The organism is Saccharopolyspora sp. NPDC045839 (assembly GCF_056431645.1).
On sequence record NZ_JBWKKH010000012.1, the window covers coordinates 169,384 to 191,918 of the forward strand.

19 protein-coding genes are annotated in these 22,535 nt (G+C 69.5%); 5 read left to right on the forward strand and 14 right to left on the reverse strand.

Features of this window, described 5'->3' with window-relative positions:
* Positions 1 to 40: 40 nt before the first annotated feature.
* The 14 genes from AC07EQ_RS19320 to AC07EQ_RS19385 all read right to left on the reverse strand — a co-directional run bounded on the left by AC07EQ_RS19320 (position 41) and on the right by AC07EQ_RS19385 (position 17,696).
* Complete coding sequence (locus AC07EQ_RS19320; protein ID WP_478389293.1) at positions 41 to 844, reverse strand: SAM-dependent methyltransferase; 804 nt, start codon at positions 842 to 844, stop codon at positions 41 to 43.
* Positions 841 to 2,247, reverse strand: a complete 1,407-nt coding sequence (locus AC07EQ_RS19325; protein WP_478389294.1) for an NAD(P)/FAD-dependent oxidoreductase — start codon at positions 2,245 to 2,247, stop codon at positions 841 to 843. Before AC07EQ_RS19325 ends, AC07EQ_RS19320 begins: the two co-directional genes overlap by 4 nt.
* Entirely contained in the window at positions 2,244 to 3,515 is a 1,272-nt protein-coding gene (locus AC07EQ_RS19330; protein WP_478389295.1) for an FAD-dependent oxidoreductase, read from the reverse strand. The genes AC07EQ_RS19325 and AC07EQ_RS19330 overlap by 4 nt, the downstream gene beginning before the upstream one ends.
* On the reverse strand, positions 3,508 to 5,193 hold the full coding sequence (locus AC07EQ_RS19335; RefSeq protein ID WP_478389296.1) for a prenyltransferase/squalene oxidase repeat-containing protein: 1,686 nt from the start codon (positions 5,191 to 5,193) through the stop codon (positions 3,508 to 3,510). Before AC07EQ_RS19335 ends, AC07EQ_RS19330 begins: the two co-directional genes overlap by 8 nt.
* On the reverse strand, positions 5,190 to 6,230 hold the full coding sequence (locus AC07EQ_RS19340) for a polyprenyl synthetase family protein (RefSeq protein WP_478389297.1): 1,041 nt from the start codon (positions 6,228 to 6,230) through the stop codon (positions 5,190 to 5,192). Before AC07EQ_RS19340 ends, AC07EQ_RS19335 begins: the two co-directional genes overlap by 4 nt.
* 43 nt (positions 6,231 to 6,273) lie before the next feature.
* Positions 6,274 to 7,323, reverse strand: coding sequence for a prenyltransferase (locus tag AC07EQ_RS19345; RefSeq protein ID WP_478389298.1), 1,050 nt, complete (start codon positions 7,321 to 7,323; stop codon positions 6,274 to 6,276).
* A 26-nt stretch (positions 7,324 to 7,349) separates the two neighbouring features.
* A complete protein-coding gene (gene hppD / locus AC07EQ_RS19350) occupies positions 7,350 to 8,477 on the reverse strand; it encodes a 4-hydroxyphenylpyruvate dioxygenase (RefSeq protein WP_478389299.1) in 1,128 nt (375 codons plus the stop codon).
* Positions 8,478 to 9,178: 701 nt separating this feature from the next.
* A complete protein-coding gene (locus AC07EQ_RS19355; RefSeq protein WP_478389300.1) occupies positions 9,179 to 10,180 on the reverse strand; it encodes an NADPH:quinone oxidoreductase family protein in 1,002 nt (333 codons plus the stop codon).
* 17 nt (positions 10,181 to 10,197) lie between these two features.
* Complete coding sequence (locus tag AC07EQ_RS19360; protein WP_478389301.1) at positions 10,198 to 11,427, reverse strand: MFS transporter; 1,230 nt, start codon at positions 11,425 to 11,427, stop codon at positions 10,198 to 10,200.
* A gap of 3 nt (positions 11,428 to 11,430) precedes the next feature.
* Positions 11,431 to 13,542: an acetate--CoA ligase family protein gene (locus AC07EQ_RS19365; protein WP_478389302.1), complete on the reverse strand. Its 2,112-nt coding sequence runs from the start codon at positions 13,540 to 13,542 to the stop codon at positions 11,431 to 11,433.
* A complete protein-coding gene (locus AC07EQ_RS19370) occupies positions 13,539 to 14,345 on the reverse strand; it encodes an enoyl-CoA hydratase/isomerase family protein (protein ID WP_478389303.1) in 807 nt (268 codons plus the stop codon). The genes AC07EQ_RS19365 and AC07EQ_RS19370 overlap by 4 nt, the downstream gene beginning before the upstream one ends.
* A 29-nt stretch (positions 14,346 to 14,374) precedes the next feature.
* Positions 14,375 to 15,964: a monocarboxylate uptake permease MctP gene (gene mctP / locus AC07EQ_RS19375; RefSeq protein WP_478389304.1), complete on the reverse strand. Its 1,590-nt coding sequence runs from the start codon at positions 15,962 to 15,964 to the stop codon at positions 14,375 to 14,377.
* A complete protein-coding gene (locus AC07EQ_RS19380; protein ID WP_478389305.1) occupies positions 15,961 to 16,218 on the reverse strand; it encodes a DUF3311 domain-containing protein in 258 nt (85 codons plus the stop codon). The genes mctP and AC07EQ_RS19380 overlap by 4 nt, the downstream gene beginning before the upstream one ends.
* 221 nt (positions 16,219 to 16,439) lie before the next feature.
* Positions 16,440 to 17,696 carry a PucR family transcriptional regulator gene (locus AC07EQ_RS19385; RefSeq protein ID WP_478389306.1) on the reverse strand — a complete coding sequence of 419 codons (1,257 nt, stop codon included), beginning with the start codon at positions 17,694 to 17,696 and terminating at the stop codon, positions 16,440 to 16,442.
* A 157-nt stretch (positions 17,697 to 17,853) separates the two neighbouring features.
* Here AC07EQ_RS19385 and AC07EQ_RS19390 point away from each other — a divergent pair, with 157 nt between their 5' ends.
* The 5 genes from AC07EQ_RS19390 (at position 17,854) to AC07EQ_RS19410 (ending at position 22,384) form a co-directional block, all read left to right on the forward strand.
* On the forward strand, positions 17,854 to 18,117 hold the full coding sequence (locus tag AC07EQ_RS19390) for a hypothetical protein (RefSeq protein ID WP_478389307.1): 264 nt from the start codon (positions 17,854 to 17,856) through the stop codon (positions 18,115 to 18,117).
* Positions 18,107 to 19,381 (forward strand): crotonyl-CoA carboxylase/reductase, encoded by a 1,275-nt coding sequence (gene ccrA / locus AC07EQ_RS19395; RefSeq protein ID WP_478389308.1) that lies wholly within the window; start codon positions 18,107 to 18,109, stop codon positions 19,379 to 19,381. Before AC07EQ_RS19390 ends, ccrA begins: the two co-directional genes overlap by 11 nt.
* Before the next feature lie 193 nt (positions 19,382 to 19,574).
* Positions 19,575 to 20,912, forward strand: coding sequence for an MFS transporter (locus tag AC07EQ_RS19400; RefSeq protein WP_478389309.1), 1,338 nt, complete (start codon positions 19,575 to 19,577; stop codon positions 20,910 to 20,912).
* A 46-nt stretch (positions 20,913 to 20,958) separates the two neighbouring features.
* On the forward strand, positions 20,959 to 21,528 hold the full coding sequence (locus AC07EQ_RS19405) for an OsmC family protein (RefSeq protein WP_478389310.1): 570 nt from the start codon (positions 20,959 to 20,961) through the stop codon (positions 21,526 to 21,528).
* A 46-nt stretch (positions 21,529 to 21,574) separates the two neighbouring features.
* Entirely contained in the window at positions 21,575 to 22,384 is an 810-nt protein-coding gene (locus AC07EQ_RS19410) for an enoyl-CoA hydratase/isomerase family protein (RefSeq protein ID WP_478389311.1), read from the forward strand.
* The last annotated feature ends 151 nt before the right edge of the window (positions 22,385 to 22,535 follow it).

A 22,535-nucleotide genomic window follows, 5' to 3' on the forward strand; every position in this document is an offset into this window, starting at 1 on the left:
GGATTCATTCCTTGGCTTCGCAGGGGACATAGCGGTGCTTTCAGCTCCTGCGGAGGGTGAGAACCGCGTAGCCGGTGTGCTCCAGGGCGTGTTCGACGATCAGCGGGATGGCCCGCTGGACCTGTTCCGCGATCCGGGCGTCCCGAAGTGAGTCCAATGTGGATCGCTGCGCGCGCACCGCGGCGAGCAGCTCCGCGTAGGTCGGCCGGGTGGCTTCGGTGATGTCGAGGACGTCGGTCACCTCGAATCCCGCAGTCCGGATCCGGTCGGTCAGCTCGTCCAGCGGCGGTGGCGGGTTGAACGGGATGCCACCCGGTGGCGCCGACGCCTTCGACACCTCGAAGAAGTCGGCGACGACGAAGCGGCCACCCGGTCGCAGCACGCGCCGCACCTCGGCCAGGGCCCGCTTCAGGTCGGGCATGTGCAGCAGCGATTCCAGCGCCATCGCGGCGTCGAATTCGCCGTCGGCATAAGGCATTTCCATCGCGTTGACGAGCTCGAAGCCGACCTTGCCCGCGAACCCGGCCGTGCGCTCCCGGGCGGTCTCGACCTGCCGTTGGCTGATGGTGATCCCGGTGACCGCGCAACCCGAGGACTGGGCGAGCAGCGTGGCGGGGCGGCCGGTTCCGCAGCCGACGTCGAGCAGCCGTTGCTCGGGGCGCAGCGCGAGGCGGTCGCCTAGCAGGTGGGTCAGCCGGTCCTGGGCCTCGGTGAACGAGCCACCGGCACCGCCGGGCCAGTAGCCGTAGTGGATGCTCTCGCCGAGCCAGGAGGAGAGGAACTTCTCCAGGCCGTCGTAGAACTGCGCGACTTCGTCCTCGGTGAACGCCATCTGATCGGTCAAGCCTTGCCTCCTTCGGGCGGGTCCTGCGGTGCCAACACGGCTCGTTCGGCGGGGGTGAACGGCGGGTCGCCGTTGTTCGGGCGGGCGCCGCCCCGGAGCAAGCCCCGGACTACCCGGGGGATGACCAGCGGAGACGGCACGCCGGAGAGCGTGTGGCCCTGCAACAGCGCGTCGAAGACGGCCGGGTCCTGGGCGGCGACCCGTTGCAGGCGGTCGGTCAGCCGTTTCTGCACGAACAAGGCGCGGCTGGGTCCGCCGCCGACCACGTCCGGGTAGAGCCGGTCCTGGCTGGTCGCCATCAGCCAGGACGCGTTCGCGGCGGCGGCGATCCCGCGCTGGATCCGGCGGCAGCTCCCCGGGCGCAGCCGATGCCGGTGCAGCCCCCGGTGCAGGGCAACGGCTTCGCCGGCCGCCACCGACATGCCGTGCCCGTAGGTCGGGTTCGTCGTCGCCACCGCGTCGCCGATCACCAGGAAGCCGTCCGGCCACCGGCGGAGTTGGTCGAAGCGACGACGGCGGTTGGCGTTGTTGCGGTAACCGCGGGCGCGGCCGAGCGGTTCGGCGGCGGCGATGAGCTCGCTGACGACCCGGTGCGGCAACGCCCGGGCGAACTGCTCGAAACCGGCGTCGTCCACCGGCGGTTCCGCGCCCCTGGTACCGGAAAGGGTCACCAACCACTGGTCGCCTTCGATGGGGAAGATCACCCCGGCCCGGCCGGGACGACCGTTGCCGGGCTCGGCCTGGATCGAGACGTTGGGGAAGTCCGCGGGTGCACCAGGCGGCACCCGGTAGAGGCGGGTGGCGTAGGCGAGTCCGGGATCGACCAGCTCCTCGCGCACCTCCGGTAGTCCCAGCAGCCGCAGCCACTCCGGGGCCTTCGAGCCGCGCCCGGTCGCGTCGACGACGAGGTCCGCTTCGAGCAGCCGCGGCTGCCCGGACGCCCGGTCCCGCACCAGCACCCCGGTCACCCGCGCACCGTCGCCGCACAGCCGCAACGCGGTGGTGTCCTCCGCCACCCGGATCCGGCCGTCGCCGAGCACCCGCTTGCGGACGACCCAGTCCAGCAGGGCCCTGCTGCAGGACAGCGCGAAGCGCATCTCGCGGAACCGCGGCATCCAGCCCTGCGCGGTCAGCGACACCACGTCGCGGGGCAGCCCGAGCCGGCGCGCGCCGTGCCCGAGCAGCTCGTCGACGACGCCGGGCAGCAGCGCGTCCAGCCGCCGGACCCCGCCGGTCAGCAGCAGATGTCCGTGCTGCGCCTGCGGAACGCCCTTGCGGACGACCGGACCGTCGGGGTACCGGTCGCGCTCGATCACGACGACCGAATCCAGGTGCCGGGCGAGCACGGACGCCGCCAGCACACCCGCCAGGCCACCGCCCAGCACCACTGCTCGTCCGTTCACGCCCAAGCCGGGGTCCTTCCCGCTCGCGGATCTGGCAGCCCGAGCTGGTGCATGCGGTCCAGCACGGTGAACGGGCGGATGCCCAGCCCTGCCATGTTGTAGGTCGCCACGTAGCGCAAGCGGCTGTTCCGGCTGGTGTGGCGCAGCATCCGGCGGCCGATCACCTTGCCCGCCCACGACGTGTCGGTGATCATCCGGGTGGCATCGTGGCTCATCCGGTCGATGTGGCGGACCCAACCGGCGCGCGCCTCCTGGTAGCTCGCCAACGCCGTGTCCACCGCGGACTTCTGCAGCGGGCCGTCGCCGACCAGCCCGGCCAGGGCGTGCGCGTCGGCTATGGCGGTGTTCATGCCCTGCGCAGCCATCGGGTGCACGGCGTGCGCCGACTCGCCGACCATGGCCAGTCCGGGCATCGACATCCTGGATGCCGTGAACCGCCACAGCTTCAGCAACTGCCGGGTGTCGAGACTCGCCCGCAACGAATCGAGCAGCGGCCGAAGCGACGGCGCATCGGCCGCCAGCCCGTCGCACCACGCCGTCAGCTCGTCCTTCCTGATGCCGCGCAGCTCATCCGCACCCACCTGCACGTAGAGCCGAATCCGGTTGCCGGGCAACGGGTAGAGCAGCCGCAGGCCGCGGTCGGTGAGGTAGGCGGACACCTCGCTGGGCAGCTCCGGTCCGCCGGAGAGTTCGAAGGACGCCAACCGGTGGGCGTATTCGACGGGGTCGGTGGTGATCCCGGCCAGCTTGCGCAGCCGGGAGGACAGGCCGTCGGCGGCGACGACCAGCGGTGCGCGCACCTCGTAGATCCGGTCGCCTTCGCCGACCACGACCCCGTCCGTCCGCCCGCTCGCATCCCGGCTCAGGTCCTTGACCAGCGCACCGCGCCGCCACTCGACCTCGTCGGCGAGGCCGTCCGCGAGCACGCCGAGAACTTCCGAGTAGTCGTGGCTGAGCAGGTGGTGGTCTTGCCCGGCGAGCGCGGCGTAGTCGAAGACCATCACCTCGCGGCCGTCGGCTTCGCGGATCACCAGCCGGTCCAGCCGCACCGCGCCGCGGTCCCGCAACTCGGGCAGCACGCCCCATTCCCGCAGGATGCGGATCGAACTCGGTTGCAGCACTTCGCCTTTGGCGATCGCCACCGGCTGCCGCTGCTTCTCCAACAACAGCACCCGCAAGCCCCGCGCGCCGAGCGCGTGCGCGGCCGCCAGGCCGCCGACACCGGCCCCGGCGACCACGACGTCGTAGGTCGCGGACGACTCAGCCATTGCCCACCTCCCGATACACCGCGAGCGCACCGATCGCCAACCCCTGCGCGATCAGAGGATCCGAGTAGTGCACGTAGTCCCGGATGTAGATGCAGGTCTGGCCCGGCTCCCACCGGCCGTCCGGCTGCTGGGCGGCGACCAGCCACTCGGCGCCGCGCCGCGCCGCTTCGTGCTCGCCGCAGGCCACCAGCGCGCGGGTCGCGTGCCCGGTCTCGTCCGGGGTGCCGTCCTGATCACCGCGCCCGGTGCTCCACGAACCGTCGTCGAGCTGCGCGGCCAGCAGCCAGTCCCGGGCCTTGGTCGCGACCGGATGCCCGCGCATGCCGAGCTCGGTCAGCGCGTGCACCACGGCGGCGGTGGCGGGCACGCCGCCGCGATGCCACCTGGCCTCGAACGACCCGTTGGGAGCCTGGTGCCGCTCGAGCCAGCGCAGGGCGCGGCGGATCGGCGGGTCCGAAGTGGCGACACCAACGCTGTGCAGGATCTCGATCGCCAGCGCGGTGATGAACGGGCACGGACCGTCCAGCGGCACCAGGGTGTTTCGCACGAAAGTGCTCCACGAGCCACGCTTGTCCTGCTGCGCGATCAGCCACGCGATGCCGCGCCGCATGATCCGCTCGGTCTCCGGATCGAGTTCTACGCCGGCCACCAGGATTCGCAGCACCAGAACGGTTTCCAGCGCGTTCGGCCAGCCCTTGCGGCCGGTCCAGGCCCACGCGCCCGCCGGGCTCGCGTACACCTCGGACGGTTCGAGCTGCTGGCACCCGGCCAGCCAACCGCGGGCCCGGAGCAGCCGCGGATCGGCGGAGTGGCCCGCCAGCGCCAGCCCGTGGACGCTGAAGGCCATGCCGGTGACTTCCACCCGGTCGGCCTCGACGCCGTGGACCAGGTGCCAGGAACCGCCGGGCTGCGCCGTCATCCGCAGGTACTCCGCCGAACGGCGGGCCAGCTCCGGGGCGGCGCCGGCCCGGGTCAGCGCCGTGCACACCAGGCCGGTGAGCCATGGATCGCCGCCATAGGAACCGACCCCGCCTTCCTGCTGGTCGAACGCCTCCAGCAGTCGTGCCGCGACCGGTCGGGCGAGCCGGTCGATGGCCCGGGCCAGCGGATTGTGCTTGCGCTGCCGGGATTGCATGAACGACAGGGCCAGGAACGGCGGGGTCAGGTAGGACAGCAGCCGCCTGCGCAGCGCGGCGGGCAGCAGGACCAGCTCGACCGGAACCCGTCGCAACCGGTTCGCGTCCTGCAGGCCGGCGATGGACAGCACCAGGCCGCACAGCTGTCCCATCATCGGGTCGTCGAGTCCCGCCACGCCGCCCCGGCCGTCGATCCAGCCGCGTGCGCGGGAGACGCTGTCCGCGCCGTCCGAACCCGCCGCCAGGTGCAACGCCGCCGTGGCCATCGCGGTCGCGACGAAGTCGCTGGGGAAGCCTTCGAGGGTGCCCCAGCCGCCGTCGGGGTTCTGCACCCGCAGCAGCCACGCGACGCCGCCGGCGATCAGGTCCGCCGACCGATCGGCGTCGGCGAAGTGCAGGGCCAGGACCGCGCCGGCGGCACCGGAGACCGCAGCGCGGCGCGGATTCGGCCAGGAGCCGGCGCCCGCCGCGCCGAGCAGAACCTGTTCGGCGGCGTGGATCGCCTGTTCCACCTGGTCCGTTGTGGACAGTTCTCGGGTCACCGTGTCCTTCCGATCAGCGTGTTTGCCAGTGCCTCGAAGGACTTTCGGACGGTGTCGGGCATGTCCAGCGAGTCCAGGCACTCGCCGACCCCGGTGAGGTGCCTCGACGCCTCCTGCTCGGCGAACTTCCGGCCGCCGGCCTCTTCGACGAGCTCGGCGGCCAGCCGGAGCCCGGCGTCGTCGCGCAGGCCCTCGGCGAGCAGCGGCACCAGCCGCGCTCTGGCGGGCGTGTCGGTGGCCAGCGCGGCGATGACCGGCAAGGTCTTCTTGCCCTCGCGCAGGTCTCCGAAGACCGGCTTCCCGGTGACCGCCGGATCACCCCAGATGCCCAGCACGTCGTCGGTGCATTGGAAGGCCAGGCCGAGGTGGCGGCCGAGGACGTCGAAGGTCCGCACGGCGCTGGGCGGAGCCTCGGCGAGTTGCGCGCCGCCCGCGGCGGCGAAGGCCAGCAACGCGCCGGTCTTCGCCTCGGCCATCGCCTGGTACTCGTCGAGCAGCACCGCCTGCGGGCCCGACCAGGGGCGCTCGGCGAACTCGATGTCCTGCACCTGCCCGATCACGATCTCGCGCATCGCCACCGCGAGCCGCTCCGCGACCGCCGCCGCGTTCGGCCGGCCGGTGCCGAGCAGGAACTCGAACGCCGCGGCGTGCAGCGCGTCGCCGATCAGGATCGCCGCCGGCACGCCGTGGGCCTTCCACACCGAAGGCCGGCCGCGCCGCTGCTCGTCGCTGTCGATGATGTCGTCGTGGATCAGGCTGAAGTTGTGCACCAGCTCGGCGGCGGCCGCGGCCGGCAGCGCGGCCGAAGGTGGGGCGCCGACGGCCTCTGCGGCGAGGATCGCCATGGTCGGCCGGATCGCCTTGCCCGCGGTGTAGGGCTCGTCGGTCTGCCAGCCGAAGTGGTAGCACCCGATCGCGGTCAGCGACGGGCCCAGTGCTTCGACGATGTTGCGCAGCAGCGGTTCGGTGAGTCCGCGTGCCCGGTGGGTCGCGCTCGCGATCAGGTCGTGATCGGCGGTGACCGGAGACGTCGTCATGGTCGACCTCGCTCGTCGTGGTTGGGCAGGTTCGGGTGGGGGCTCACCCAGCTGGACTCGGCGCGCCGGCGCGGTTGGTCTGCGCGGCGCGGACCAGCCAGGTGCCGAAGATCAGGAAGGTCGCGCCGACCACCGCCAGCCACGGTTGCCACAGCCGTCCACCGTGGACAGCCAGGTCCACGAGGAGGCCGACGATGATCGACGAGGAGGTCAGCGGCATGTGCATCGACGCCCAGAACGTCACCGCGTTGGCCCGCCGCGGCTCGGCGAGCGCACCCGTGGTCAGCTGCCGGGTCACCCAGATCGGCACCGGAGCGGTGGCCAGCATCAACAGCCCCGCCGACACCGGGATCACGCCGGTGACCAGCAGCAGCGCGATCGCCGCGTACCCGACGAGCTGGCCGACCGCGAACAGCCGGACCAGCCCGGCCGCGCCGAGCAGCACCGCGAGGGTGCGCTTGCCGGTGGCCCGGTCCCCTTCGATGTCGGAGAGGTTCATGATGGCCATCCGCAGGAACTGGAACACGAACAGCACGCCGACGTAGCCCAGCCCGGCGGTGTCGATCGTCCCGGCCTGCACGACGCACGCCAGCAGCGGTCCCAGCCCGTACAGCACCAGTGCGCAGCTGACCTCGCCCAGGCCGTGGTAGTTCAGCCGCAGCGGGGGAGCGGTGTAGAGCCAGGCCAGTGCGACGATCGCCGTCGCCACCAGCCGGGTCTCCAGGCTCGGCAGCAGCGCGAGCAGCAGCACCCCGACGAACAGCAGCACGAACGCCGCGCCGAGACTCACCTCGGGCCGCAGGTGCCCGCCGACCAGGATCCGGCTGCCGCCGGTCCAGGACGTGGGTGCGGCGTTGGCGCGGTCGGCTTCCAGGTCGAAGTACTCGTTGCAGTAGTGCGTCATCAGGTGCGTGCACCACGCGAACAGCAGGGTCACCAGGTACCAGCCGAGGCTCGCCTGGTGGCCGCTGTGAACGGCGATCGTGACGCCGGCGGCGACCACCAGCATGCTCTGGAAGAGGAACTTCGGGCGCCCCAGGCGCACGAACGCCAGCAGCGGACGCGGCGCGGTCTCAAGTGGGTTCGATGTCATCGGGTGGGCCCTCCCGCCGAGGCCGATCAGAGGTTTCCGCGCCGGGCCTGCTCGCGCTCGACCGCCTCGAACAGGGCCTTGAAGTTGCCCTTGCCGAATCCCTGCGAGCCGTGGCGTTCGATCAGTTCGAAGAACAGCGTCGGCCGGTCCTGCACCGGCGCGGTGAAGATCTGCAGCAGGTAGCCGTCCTCGTCGCGGTCCGCGAGGATCTTGAGCTCCCGCAGTTCGTCCAGCCGCACCCGGGTTTCCCCGACCCACTCGTCCAACGTGTCGTAGTAGGCATCCGGCGTGTCCAGGAACTGCACCCCGGCCGCGCGCATCCGGCGCACCGCCGCGGTGATGTCGTCGGTGGCCAGCGCGATGTGCTGAACCCCGGGTCCGCCGTTGAACTCCAGGAACTCCTCGATCTGCGACTTCTTCTCGCCGACGGCCGGCTCGTTGATGGGGAACTTGACCTTGTGCTCCCCGTCGGCGACCACCTTCGACATCAGCGCCGAGTACTCGGTGGCGATGTCGTCGCCGACGAACTCCTTCATGTTCGTGAAGCCCATCACTCGCCGGTAGAACTCCACCCACTCGTTCATCCGGCCGAGCTCGACGTTCCCGACCACGTGGTCGATCTCGTGGAAGGCGCCCTCGACGGCACCGGTCGAATCCCGCGCCTCGAAGCCCGGCAGGAACACCGCGTCGTCGGTCCGCTCGACGAGCGTGTGCCGGACGTCGCCGAAGGTCCCGATCGCCGCGAGCCGCACACCGTCGGCGCCTTCAGCGTCGTGCGGCGCCTCCAGCCCGGTCGCGCCGCGCAGCACTGCGTTCTCGTACGCGCGGTCCACATCGGCGACCCGCAGCGCGATGTCGGTGACGCCGTCGCCGTGGACCGCTAGGTGGCGGTCGATCTCGGTGCCCGCACGCGCCGCGCCGGTGAGCAGGAACCGGGTTCGCCCGGCGACCATGAGGTACTCGGCCCGATCGCGATACCCGGTTTCCGGTCCCCGGTACGCGGCGCAGCGCATGCCGAAGGCCGTCGCGTAGAAGTGGGCGGCCTGCTTGGCGTTCCCCACCACGAATCGGAGGTGGTCGATGCCCAGGACCGGGAACGAATCGAGTGACCCGGGCGCCGCGGCGGCGGCGTCGGGGGCAGTGCTTTCGAGCAAGTCCTCGGGAGGCAACATGTTCGGAGAAGTCCCCTTTCCGGCCGTCGGTCGAGTCAGCGGCAGGAAGCCTCTACTACCGGAACAGGGCTCGACAATCCTTTCACCGCAGCGTGAAAGGTATCCGCGGAAACCGTATCCAATATCACAAAGCGCTGGCTCCGTGCGTGCGAAGCTCTCACGTGGTCCGCGAGTACGCGCTCCCGGCGTCGTGCCCGACCACAATGGACGTGTTGACTCCTCGTTTCGCGCTGGTTGGCCGGGATTTGGAACGGCCCTGAGCGAAACTTCGCGGTAGTTCTCTTGATCGTTATCTCTGCTGGTCAACACGGGCTGGCCGGTAGCCGTGCGGTGTCAGCACCATCAGGTGTGCGGGTCGATTCGGCCGAGGAGTTGATTTCCATCGGGCGGATCGTGCTGTCCTGGACTGTGTTGTACTGCGCGCAACGTCAGCGATCCGCACCGATTTGTGCTGCGATTTCCGGTTTTTCGCCGGTCGGTGTCTCATGTGGACGTATATGGAGCCCAGGTTCGAATCCTGTCGGCCCGACGTTGGCGGAAGCCCGCTGACCGGCACGTAAGTGCAGTTCAGCGGGCCGTTTCGCGTCCCGATGTGGATCTCCAGTGATCGTCCCGATGGGGGCCGTCTCGATCTTTCGGCATTCTTGGGAGGCCCCCGGAACTCCCCATCGCGTGAGCGTGAATCATCCGTTGGTCAGGACGGTCTTCCCCAGGGCACGGTTGCCGGCCAGCTCCTCGAGGGCTTGCGGCAGGTCGTCCACGGAAGCTGTCCGGACCAGCGGCTTGATTCGTTTCGCCAGGGCCAGCTCGAAGAGGTCGTCCTGGGCGGCTCGGACCAGTTCGGGTTGGTGGTCCAGGTAGAGCGACCAGTGCAGGCCGAGAATGCTGTAGTTCTTGACGAAGGCGTGGTCGAGGCGCGGTTGCGGGATCGTGCCGCTGGCGAAGCCGATCAGCAGGATGCGGCCCTCGAAGGCGATGTACTTCGTCGCCTGCCGGTACGCCTCGCCGCCCACGGATTCGAAGACCACGTCGGCGCCGTGCCCGTCGGTGATCTCGCGGACCGCTTCGATCACGTCCGTGCTGCTGCGGTCGATGACGTTGGTGGCGCCGAGTTCGCGCACGGTCGCGGCTTTGCGCGCATCGGACACGATGGCGATGACCTGCGCACCCGCTGCTGCCCCGAGCTGCACGGCTGCTGTTCCGACGCCGCCGGCGGCTCCGGTGACGACCAGGACTTCTCCCGGTTGGAGCTGGGCACGGCGGTGCAGGCCGAGCCACGGCGTCAGGTAGGTCAGGTGCAGGGCTGCGGCCGTGATGTCGTCGAGGTCCGGAGGCACGACGAACGACGAATGTGCTTCCAGCACAGCGTATTCGGCGAACCCGCCGTGCGGGGGGACCGGTCGGCCGACGACGCGGCGGTGCAGCAGTTCCGGTGCGGATCCAGGCCCGGCCTCGTCGACGACGCCGCACAGCTCCACTCCTGGCGTGAACGGGAGCTCGGGTTTCGCCTGGTACTTGCCCCGGCACAGCAGCACGTCGGCGAAGTTGCACGCGGCGGCCGTCACCCGGACCCGGACCTGGCCGGGCCCGGGTTCGGGTTTCGGAACCTCCGCAGCGGCCAGGACCTGCGCCGGTTCGCCCAGCTCGGTGACCTGCCACGCGCGCATCGTTGCGTGGTCCGTCATTCTTCTCCTCCGGATGGTCATCGATCGACTTTACTGCTGGGGGCCGCCGGGCGGAGGTAGGTGAGCAGGGCTCCGATTCCGGCCGCCGGTCCAAGGGCGAGCACGAGCAGAGCCGCTGTCCAGGAAGCGCTCTCGGCGAGGACGGGGACGAGGTAGATGGTCGCCGCGGTGGTCACGTACCCGATGGCCAGCTGGAAGGAGACGGCGCTGCCGACGTAGCGCTGGTCGGCGTTCTCGGTGACCAACGCGGAGAACTGAGCGGAGTCCGCGATCACCCAGAACCCCCAGAACGCGCACACGGCGACGACCAGCGGCAACGGCAGCGAGTGGATGAACGCGAGCACGACGGCGGCTCCGCCCGAGCAGACCAGGCTGATCAGCGCAGACCGGGCCCGGCCGAAACGATCGCTGATGCGACCGCCGACAAGGCAGCCGATGGCTCCCACCCCGATGCAGACGAACGCGGCGAAGGCGGCGTTCTGGGCACCGTTCGGTGAGCCGGCGAATCCGTCGAGGCCGGCGAGGAAGGTCCCGACCCAGGCCCACATGGCGTAGAGCTCCCACATGTGGCCGGCGTAGCCGACGTTGGCGAGCAGAACTCGTCGGCTCCGGCCGGCTCGCAGCGCGGACTTGAGGTTGAACACCGACTTCGGGAAGGGGAACGGCCCCGAACCGCGGATGAGCAGGGTGGTCAACCCGCCTGCCGCGGTGAGGACGGAGGTCGCGACGATCACGAGCTGCCAGTCGAGACCACCGGCGGCCTTGACCAGCTGTGGTGCGGCGGAGCCCAGCGTGAGCGCCCCGATCATGACTCCCAGCGCGGTGCCGCGGCCGTGCTGGAACCACGAAGACACTTCCTTGAGCGCCGGAGGGTAGACGGCGGCGAGGAAAGCGCCGGTGAGCATGCGCAGCAGCAGCGCCACGGCGAAACCTGGAGCCCAGAGCAGACCCAGGTTCACCACTGCGGCGCCGAGCGCACCTGCGCACATCAGCCGGCGGCCCGGCACTGCATCGGCGAGGCCCGTAGCGGCGAGGGTGAGGGCCCCGAGCACGAAACCCAGCTGCACCGCGATCGTCAGCAGCGAGCTCTGCCCGCTCCTGAGGTTCCACAGCTGCTGCAGCTGTGGAACGACGAACGATGCGGAGAACCAGACGCTCATGGACAGCAGCGTGGCCAGGGCGATGAGACCCAGTGCCATCGCGGCATGACGATTCCCGGTGGTGGGCGAGATGGTCAGGACCCTCACGCGTCAGCTCTCCGACTTGCGTTCGCGGTGCAGGTTGAGGGCGCGGACCCGGCCGAACGCGGCGATCGCCCGGTCCACCGACTCCAGCACCGGGACACCCCGCGCGCTCGCCACGCTGCGCAGGACCCGGACCAGCTCGTCCTGCCCCGCGCTGTAGCTGCTGCGCAGCACGAGGACCGCGGGGACGTTCCCGCGATCAGCGGCGACGATGTCCTCGGTCATCATCGTGAGGATCTGCGCTGCTTCGGCCGGGGCCTTCATGTCGTACACCGTGCCCATGTCGGTGTAGGCGCAGACGCAATCGATCGCGGGGTCGGCTGCCACGGCCTCGACCAGCGCGCCCATGAAGCTGCCGCTGTCGTCGAACATCGACCAGGTCGGGATGTCGATCGGGTTGTTCAGGCTGCTTCCGGGTGCGTCGTAGGGGGCCAGGGCTCGGTCCGTCGCCCCGGTGAAGTGCGGCACGACGAGACCGTGCTCGTAGGCGGTGTCGGCGCCCACGACGGCGACACCGCCCCCGGTGCCCACCAGGCCGAGCCCGTTGCCGGTGAAACCGCCGGCGTGCTGGGCGACGAGGAGGGTGTCGAGCAGTTCGTCGAGGCTGTTGACGAGAACCACGCCGGCTTCGTCGGCGGCGTCTTGCAGCAACCGAGGGTCACTGGCCAGGGCGCCGGTGTGCGAAGCGGCAGCGGCTCCGCCTGCGGCACTTCGCCCGCCCTTGAACAGCACCACCGGGGTGGTCATCGTGGCGGCGAGCGCGAAGAATCTCCGCGCATCGCTGTCGGTTTCGAGGTAGAACGCGGCGACCTCGGTGGCCGGGTCGGCCTCGCAGAACGCCAACAGCTCGGAGGGTGAGACGTCGTCGCAGTTGCCGACCGAGCTGGCGAAGCTGAACCGAAGGCCGAGTTCGTTTCCGCGGCGCACCACATCACCGGCGTACGTGCCGGACTGGGAGATCACCGCGATGGAGCCCTTCTCGTCCGAGGAGGCGTCGCGACCGATCATCGTCAGCTTCGAGTGCGGCGTGTAGTGGCCGATGCAGTTGGGCCCGAGGACGCGCATCGAGGTACCGGCCACGGCCTCGGCGAGGTCGGTGGTGTCCGCGGTCAGCACGTGCGCGGTTCTGGTGCCGCGGTCGGCGAGGTCGCGCAATGCCTGCGGGACCGCGGCCGCTGGTAGGGCCACCACAGCGCGGTCGATGTTCGCGGGCAGGTCGCCGATCGAGCGCACGGCCGGGTGGCCGAGGATCTCGGTCGCGGAGCGGCTGACCGGGTGGAGGGAACCGGCGAAGCCCTGATCGACGGCGGTGCGGACGGCGCGGTGCCCCATCTTGGTCGGGTCGGCCGAGGCACCGAGGACGGCGATCGATTCGGGGTAGATCGCCGGTCGGAGCTGCGCGTAGCTCTCGCCGGGATCCGGGAGGGCGACGTCGACCGCGACGCCGTCGGCGCGCGCCACGGCTCGGGCGTCGACGGCGACGATCGAGTCGGGCCCGACGACGATCGGATTGAGGTCGACCTGGTCGACGGGTTCGGACAGCAGGAGACCATCAGCCCCGGCAACGCGTACCAGCAGATCGGCGAGCTGGGTGTGCTGCACGGGGAACCTGCGGCGCAGGATCGCCCCGATCCTGGTGCGGTTGATGAGCCGCACGGCTCCGTCGGCGGTGATGGGTGCCTGCGCGAAGGCGACGTCGCCCAGGACCTCGACGTCGACACCACCGGCGCCGACCATGACGATGGGGCCGAATCCAGGATCGTGCAGCGCCCCGACGACGACTTCGAGCCCCCGGTCGACCATCGGCTCCACTGTCACCCCGCGAACCTCGACGCCGCGAGCGCGCTGCTCGGCGAACAGGGTCTCAACGGCCGCGGCAACCCGATCAGGCGCGACGTCGAGCAGGACTCCGCCGGCCTTGCTCTTGTGGACGACGCCGTCGGCGACGAGCTTGACCGCGACCGGGCGCCCGGTGCTCATCGCGACCGCAGCAGCGGCCTCGGGAGTCTCGGCGAAAGTGACCGGATTGGCCGGAATTCCGTGGCGAATGGCGAGATCGCGGATCGTGTCTTCGCGCAGCCGCAGGTCGGCGTCGGTGGGCAGTTCGGTGGCAGTCACGCGAGTACCTCGGCAATCCTGTCGTGGAGTTCCTCGGGGTGATCCGGGTAGGTGGGCGGTCGTCGTTCCAGGAAGGAGCCGACGCCTTCGTCGCCGTCCGGGAGCGACTGGACCAGGGCGGCCAACCGGGGTTCGGCCGCCCGGCCGGCATCGCTGCCGTGGCGAAGGCTGTGCAGGAGACCGGCTTTGACCGCGGCGACGACGGCGGGGGAGACCGACGTGATCGCTTCGGCCAGAGCGAGTGCGCCCTCGAGGGCTTCGTCACCGTCGTGGATCTCGGTCACGAACCCGTGCCGGCTGGCCTCTTCGGCGCTGAACGGCGCGGCGGTGGCGAGCCAGCGGTAGGCCACCGGGTAGCCGACGAGGTCCAGCAGCCGGCTCAGCTGGCCGCCGACCGGAACGAGGCCGATGGCCGCCCCGACGCCGCAGAACCGCCCGCCGGCTGAGGCGACGCGCAGGTCGCAGTTGAGCGCGAGGATGAATCCGGCTGCGTAGGCCGGACCGTCGATCGCGCCGATGACCGGCGTGAAGATCTCTGCGGGCCGGGTGAAGGCCGCATTGGCGACGGGATCGCCTGCGGTGCCCGGGTTGTTCAGCACTTCCTGCAGGTCGTGGCCGGAGGAGAAGCATCCGTTGGTGCCGGTCACCACGATCGCCCGCACGGCGGGGTCTGCGTCGGCCCGGTCGAGTTCGTGCAGCAGCGTCGTCGTCATGGGGCCGGTGAAGGCGTTGCGCTTGCTGGGGTTGTCGATGGTCAGGATGCGGATCGCGCCCTTGTCGGACACGCGGATTCCGGGTGGCATGGGGCTCCTGTCTGGTCGTGCGGAGCGGCTCAGTCGTGCTGCGAGCCGACCGCTTCAGCTGCGGAGGGCACGGTGACTCGGGTGTCGTCCTCGCGGCGAGCGGGCCTGCGCAGGTGGGCGAGCAGGCTGCCGACCACGACGACGGCGAGGTTGATCACGAGCGCGGAGATCGCGATGTAGATCGGGCTGGACAGGAAGAAGGGGACTGCGGTCGAGCCGCCGAACGGCGCGCCGGTGCCGGTCTTGACCTCGTAGGCGGCCCAGGTGCCGTAAACCACTGAGATCAGCAGACCCGCGAGCAGTGCGCGCCGGTCGGCGAAGCGCTCGGTGAACAACCCGAACAACACGGTCGGAAGCGTCTGCAGGATCCAAATGCCGCCGAGGAGCTGGAAGTTGAGCGCGAAGTTCGTATCGAGGGTGAGCACGAAGACCAGGGCGCCGACCTTGACCAGCACCGAGACGATCTTGGAGACCAGGGTTTCCGACTGGCTGCTGACCGGTCCGCGGGCGAACTGGCGGTAGAGGTTGCGGCTGACCAGGTTCCCGGCCGCGATGGCCATGATGGCCGCCGGGACCAGTGCGCTCATGGCGATCGCGGCGAAAGCGACGCCGACGAACCAGGGCGGGAAGAACTCCGACAGCAGCTGCGGCACGACGTACTGCGGGTTGCCGCCTTGCGGCTTGATCCCGACGGCGAGCGCGATGAGCCCGAGCAGGCCGACGAAGCCCAGCAGAACCGTGTAGATCGGTAGGACCGACATGTTGCGGCGCACGGTCTTGGCGCCTCGGGCCGCGAACACACCGGTGATGGCGTGCGGGTAGAGGAAGAACGCCATGCCCGAGCCGAGCGCGAGCGTCATGTAGACGTTCGGGTTGACCGCGACCGCTGGATCCGCCGTCGACGGCGTCGTGGATTTGGTTGCGAGCGCTTGCGAAGCGCTGTGGAAGATGTTGTCGAAACCACCGAGTCTGATCGGGATGTAGATCACCGCGACGATCACGACGAGGTAGGTCAGGCCGTCCTTGACGAAGGCGATGAGGGCTGGAGCCCGCAGGCCGGAGGAGTAGGTGTACGCCGCGAGCACGCCGAAAGCGATCAGCAGCGGGAGATCGCGCATCAGCCAGTTGCCGGCCGCCGAACCACCGATGCCGAGCGAGCCGAAGATGACTTCGAGCCCGACGAGCTGCAGCGCGAGGTAGGGGAGCGTGGCCAGCAGACCGGTGAGCGTGATCGCGAGACCGAGCGACTTCGACCCGAACCTGTCGTTGACGAAGTCGGTGAGCGTGACGTAGCCCTTCTGGTGCGCCAGTGACACCAGTTTCGGCAGGAACAGGAAGCCGAGGGCGTAGAGCACGATCGCGTTCGGCACGGCGTAGAAGCCGAAAGCGCCCATGCTGTAGAGCGCGGCGGGCACGGCGATGAGGGTGTAGGCGCTGTAGAGGTCTCCGCCGAGCAGGAACCAGGTGATGAAGGGACCGAACGTACGTCCGCCCAGGGCCCACTCGTCGAGGTTGTTGGCATCCGCGGCTTTCCGCCATCGGCTTGCGACGAATCCCATCCCGGTGATCAGGACCAAGAGGGCCAGGAAGACCGCGAAGGTGACGGCGTTGAAGGTCATCGTCCGTCCTCGCCATCGTCGTCGCCGGTGAACAGCAGGCGGAACACGGTGCTCGTGCCCGCGGCGGCCAGCACTGCCATCGCCATCTGGAACCAGTAGAAGAAGGGAATGCCGATGAGCGTGGGGCTGGTTCGCTGGTAGAGCGGTACGGCCAATCCCAACGCCACCGGAATCAGGATCAGCAAGCCGCTCAAAGCGATTCGCAGGGGAACGGCGGTTCTGCTGGCCTGCAACGGACCGGATTCGTTGCCCATCTGGACTCTCCTTCGAGTCTGGGCGGTTGCCTGGGGGAAGCGAGCCGCTGCGCGCCTGCGGTCGGTGCGTGATCAAGCCTCGTGGAACCTGGGATCGATCTGGCTCGGCAGGGATGCGGGCTGAACGTGTGCCGAAACGTTAAGGCGACGGCGTAATCCACGTCATGCGACGAATCGAGAAGTTCCAGGCGATCAGTTCTCGGAATCTGCAACCGCGCGTCTCAGGCCGGCGGCGCTGAATCGAACAGGCGCAGGCCGAGGGCGAGAAGGAGGAGGTCGTCGGTGGTCGTCGGATCGCGGCGGGTCAGCGCGTGGATGCGGCGGAGCCGGTAGACGACGGTGTTGGGGTTGACGGTGAGCTCGGCAGCGGCCTTGGTCAGGTTGAAGTTGGCGTTGACGTAGGCGCGTAGCGTCGCCAGGAGGTCGGCGTTCTTGCGCCGGTCGTAGTCGACCAGCGGCCGGACCGTTTCCTCGAGCAGGGCGTCGGCGTGCGTGGTCGCGCGCAGGATCTGGTCCAGCAGCACATCGGCGAAGCGAACGGCCCGGCCGGGCTGGTGGCTGGAGAAGCCCAGATCAGCGGCCTCGCGGGCCTCGGCGTAGGACTGCTGGACCCCGGCGATGCCCTCGGTGACCCGGCCCAGCCCCACGGTCCAGTCGCGCACGGATGCGGCGATCTCGTGGCCTGCCGCTTCGATCCGCGATTCCTCCTCGTCGTGGTCCAAAGCGCAGATGGCGACGACTTCGGTGTCACGAGCGCCGACGAGGAAAGTGCTGCACAGCGGCGAGAGCCGGCTGCGGGAGGCGCGGATGGCGGCCTGCAACCCGGTGAGCGGATCGTCGCGCTGCGGGACCTGCACGACGACCACCAGGACCGGCCCGCGCAGCGTCATCGCGAGCACCGCTTTCTGCCGGCGCGCTCGTTCGTTGACCGGGTCACCGGTCAGCAAGGTCTCCAGCACGTCGGTGCGCAGGGCTTGGCCGTCGATCGCGGACGTCGTGGATTCCCGCACGTAGGCCTGGGTGAGGCTGAACGAGACGCTGTCGAGGTGGCCCATCATCGCGTCGGCGGCTTCGATGGCGAGCCGCCTGCCGATCTCGTCCTCACCGGCGAGCTCGGCGATCGTGCGCCAGATGTGCTTCCCCCACAGCCGGTAGGTCCGCAGCAGAGACGGCAGGCTGACGTGCTGGTGGACGCGGCGGGCCGCGGAGCGCCCGATCCACTCGTTGTCGTGCTCGGGCACGTCGAACCCGGTTCGGAAGGTCTCGACGAGGTACTCGATGTTGTGCACCGCAGCCTCGGTGACGTCGCGGATCAGCACCGATTCCGGTAGCTCCCGGTAGTCGGAGATGGCGATGCGGTACTCCTCGACCAGGTTGCTCGCCAGCTCGTGACGCCGCGCGTGGACCTGCTGCAGAACGCTGCGCCGACGCTCGGCGTGGGCATCCTGGTCCGGGGTGTTGCGCTCCTCAACGGTCATGGTCAGGTTCCCCCGGGACGGCGTGGCCGCCTGCTCGTCCGGCTCCGGCAGCCCCGGTGGTCGCCGGAATGCGCGGCCAGTCTCTCATGCGCGACGAGGCGCGGTCTCGTACAGAACGAGAGAGCAGCGGCTGAAACTCCTCGATTTTTCTCATGACGTGGGTTACGCGGCAGCTCTAACGTCCGAGTCGGTTGCCGGGATCTCCCGGCCGAGCTTCGAGCGGCGGATGTTCCAACGCCGCGTTCACCCCGAAGCCGAGAACGACGACATGGCCGCTTTCGCGACGAGCACGCCAACCGCTCCCACCGTCGATCAGCAGCACTCGCCGCACGGGTTCGGCGAGCCGGAACGCAGCGCGTTCCACAAGACATCCCGCCCGGACATCACGCATTCGGAACAAGGAGAATTCCATGGGCACTGACGAGCGTCGCAGCGTCGTCACTCCCGGCGCGGAGCCGACCCCGATCGGCGAGTTGCCGCCGGTCGGCGTCGTACCGCCCACGATGCACGCCCAGGTCGTCCGGCCGAGCCGCTACGGCGACCCGGCCGAGGCCTTCCAGCCCGAGCTGGTCGACACCCCGCGCATCGGTCCGGGCGAGGTCCTGATCGCGGTCATGGCCGCCGGGATCAACTACAACAACGTCTGGGCCGCCCGTGGATACCCGGTCGACCAGGTCGCCGTCCGGCAGAAGCGCGGTGAACCGGAGGACTTCCACATCGGCGGCTCCGACGCGGCGGGCATCGTCTACGCGGTCGGGGAGGACGTCACCGACGTGGAGATCGGCCAGCACGTGGTCGTCCACCCCGGCGTCTGGACCGCCGACGACCCGTGGATCGTCAGCGGCAAGGACCCGATGATCGCGCCGAGCGCGAAGATCTGGGGCTACGACACCAACTACGGCGCCTTCGGGCAGTTCGCCCGGGCGCAAGCCCACCAGATCATGCCGAAGGCCGAGCACCTCTCCTGGGAGGAGGCCGCAGCCCCCACGCTCGTGGGTACGACCGCGTACCGAATGCTGCACGGCTGGGCGGGGAACACCGTGCAGGAAGGCGATCTCGTGCTGGTCTGGGGCGGTTCCGGCGGGCTCGGCACCCAGGCCTCCCAGCTGGTCAAGGCCGCCGGAGGCCGCGCGATCGCCGTCGTCTCCGATGACGAGCGTGGTGCCTACGCGATGAAGTGCGGGGCGATCGGCTACATCGACCGGCGCGAGTTCGGCCATTGGGGCGTGCCGCCGCTCGTCGACGACAAGGCCGGGCAGAAGGAGTGGTCGGCCGGCGCCCGCGCGTTCGGCAAGAAGGTGTGGGAGATCGCCGGATCCCGCGAGGACCCGGCGCTGGTCTTCGAGCACCCCGGCAGCGCCACCATTCCCACCAGCATCTTCCTCTGCCAGCCGGGTGGCATGGTCGTCATCTGCGCGGGGACCACGGGCTTCGATGCCATGGTCGACCTCCGCTACCACTGGACCCGGCAGAAGCGGCTCCAGGGCTCGCACGGCACCAACGACGAGCAGGCCTACGCCTACAACGACCTCGTCCGCAACGGCCGGATCGACCCCTGTGCGGGCCGAACCCTCCCGTTCACCGATATCCCCGCGGCGCATGCCGCCATGGGCCGGGGCGAGGACGTGTTCGGCAACGTGACCATCCTCCTGGGAGCGAAGGAGCCCGGGCTGGGACGTGCCTGACCGCACGGGGCGCGGGGATGCTGCGTCTCCGCGCCCCGTGATGACAGGTCTCTCGAAACGCTGATTTCCGCATTTTCACGCACTTTTCGGGGCTACCAGCGAGGCTGCGGCCCGCAGCGACCCTTCTTTCTGAAACCACGACGGTGAAAGCCGGCCAATTCGGTTCGGCCGTGGCCAGAACGGTGTTCTCAACATGGCGCAAGCAATGACGCGGCGCACCAACTCCGTGCGCATGGTCGCGATCGGCAGTTTCGTCGGCACCACCATCGAGTGGTACGACTTCTTCCTCTACGGCACCGCTGCGGCGCTGGTGTTCAGCCCGCTGTTCTTCCCCGACGTCACCCCGGCGATCGGACTCATCGCCGCTTTCGGCACCTATGCCGTCGGATTCCTCGCGCGCCCGCTCGGCGCGTTGATCGGCGGCCACTTCGGCGACCGCATTGGCCGCAAGGCCATGCTGGTCACCTCGCTCATCACCATGGGGGTCGGCACAGCCCTCATCGGCGCCCTGCCCACGTACGACCAGATCGGCGTCGCGGCCCCGCTGCTGCTCGTCGCACTACGACTCGTCCAAGGATTCGGTGTCGGCGCCGAATGGGGCGGTGCCGCCCTCATGTCGGTCGAGACAGCACCGCCGCATCGTCGCGGCCTCTACGGCAGCTTCACCCAGATCGGCGTTTCGGGCGGCATGCTGCTGGCGGTGGGAGCGTTCGCCATCGCGCGAACTTACCTCAGTCCGCAGGAATTCCTCGCTTGGGGATGGCGCATTCCGTTTCTCGTGAGCGGTGTTCTGGTCGTCGTCGGCTTCATCATCCGCGCGCGGCTCGTCGAGCCGGAGTCCTTCACGAAGATGAAGGAGGACAGCACCCTCTCGGAACGACCGCTGGTGGACGTCGTCAAGAAGGAACGCCGCGCGGTGTGGCTGTCCGCGGGGATGCGACTGTCCCAGAACGCCGTCTACTACCTCTACACGACCTTCGGCATCGCCTACATCGCCCGCTCGGTCGATGAGGACTCGAACATCGGCCTGCAGTCGGTCCTCGTGGCCTCGGCGATCGGCTTGGTCTCGGTGCCGCTGTGGGCTCGGTTGTCCGACAAGTGGGGCCGCCGTCCGCTCTACCTGTTCGGCACCGTCACGAGCGCTCTGTTCATCGCGCCGTTCTTCCTGATCGCCGATACCGGCAACGAGCTCCTCATCGTGCTCGGCATGGTCGTCGGCGTGAACCTCTTCCACGACGCGATGTACGGCCCGCAGGCCGCGTTCTTCACCGAGCTGTTCTCCACCGGAGTGCGCTACAGCGGCGTTTCCCTGGGCTACCAGTTCGGGTCCGTGATCTCCGGTGGTTTCGCCCCGCTGATCGCAACGAGCCTGCTGGCGCTCAACGATGGCCGTCCCTGGCTCGTCGTTGCCTACTTCTTCGTGTTGAGCGCGATCACCGGAGTCTGCGCCTACCTCGCACCCGAAACGTTCCGCCGCACGCTCGGTTCCGCTGAGCAGGCCAGCACGATTCCGGCCACTTCCCGAACTTGACGACCACTGTACGGAAACAGTTTTCGCGCACCGATAGGAGAATCACGTGACCGAGACCGCCAACGTCATCAACGGCGTCGACCGCGATGCCCTGAACGCGACCCTCGACGCCGTCCGGGACCGGCCCGAACTCGCCCAGGTCACCTTCACCCTCGGATCGAGCTGGGCGGGCGGCTGCCGCCAGACCGCTACCACCGGTGAAGTCCGCCAAGCCGGGAGCCGCGTAGCGGATCGGACCGCGCGCTACACGCTGGAGTCCGACGAACCCGCCGCCCTGCTGGGCACCGACACGGCGGCCAGCCCGGGGGAGTACGTCCTGCAAGCCCTCGCCGGCTGCTACGCCGTGACCTACGCGGCCAACGCCGCCGCCCGGGGCATCGAACTCTCGTCGCTGCGACTGGACATGGAGGTCGACTTCGATCTGCAGGGCTTCCTCGGGCTGGACAAGTCGGTCCGTCCAGGTGCGCAGGAGATCCGGGTGACGGTGCACGCGGAGTCCCCGAACACCTCCCGGGAAGGCCTGCAGGAGCTCACCGAAGCGGTCCAGCAGCGCTCGCCCATCCGCGACACCCTCGCCAACGCGGTGCGCGTCTCCACCGTCCTCGCACAGATCTGACACCGTCCCACCGAGCCAGAACCGTTACCAGTGCAGGAGGAACAGCATGGAGTTCGTGCGCAGCGAAACCCGCGGTCCCGTCGCGTGGTTGACGATCGACCGGCCGGAGAAGCTGAATGCGCTGTCGGTCGAGGTGATGCGGGAGCTCACCGACGCACTCGACGCGGCAGAACGCGACGACGCGGTGAAGGTCGTGGTCCTCGCCGGCGGAGAACGCGCCTTCAGCGTCGGCTACGACATCGCCCAGGAAGTCGAGATGGGCGTCTCGACCGCGGAGCAGTGGCACGCCGGCCTGGCCAACAACATCGGCCTGACGATGAAGGTCTGGTCCCTGAACAAACCCGTCATCGGCGCGATCTCCGGCTGGTGCCTCGCCGGCGGCTGCGAACTGGCCATGGCCTGCGATCTGCTCGTCGCCACCGAGGACGCCCAGTTCGGCGAACCCGAGATCCGGTTCGGCTCCGGCCCGGTCACCCTGCTCATGCCGTTCCTGCTCGGGCAGAAGGCCACCAACGAGCTGCTCTACACCGGCGACGTCGTTGCTGCCGCGCGCGCCCTGGAGCTCGGCCTGATCAACCGGGTGGTCGCGCCTGAGGAGCTCGAAGCCACCGTGGACCAGCTCGCGGCCAAGATCGCCCTGACCCCGCTGTCCATCCTGCGATACACCAAGCGCGCCATCACCCGGGCGTACGAGGCGATGGGCCTGCGCGACGCGGTGGAGGCGAACCACGACATCGCCGCCGTCCTCAACTCCGCCGACACCCCCGAACGAGCCGAGTTCACCGAACTCGTCGCGACCAAGGGCCTCAGAGCCGCCCTGGCCTGGCGTGACGAGCGCTACGCCCCAGTGGACTGACCGGAACCCGGCACCACCACCCGTGCGCACGGCGGACACGATGCTGCCCCGGAGTCAGCACTCCGGGGCAGCATCGTGTCCGGGACGCGGGCCCAGGACTATCGGGTTCGGGACGGGGGTGTTGCGGGGTAATGGCTTCGCCCCTGTCCCC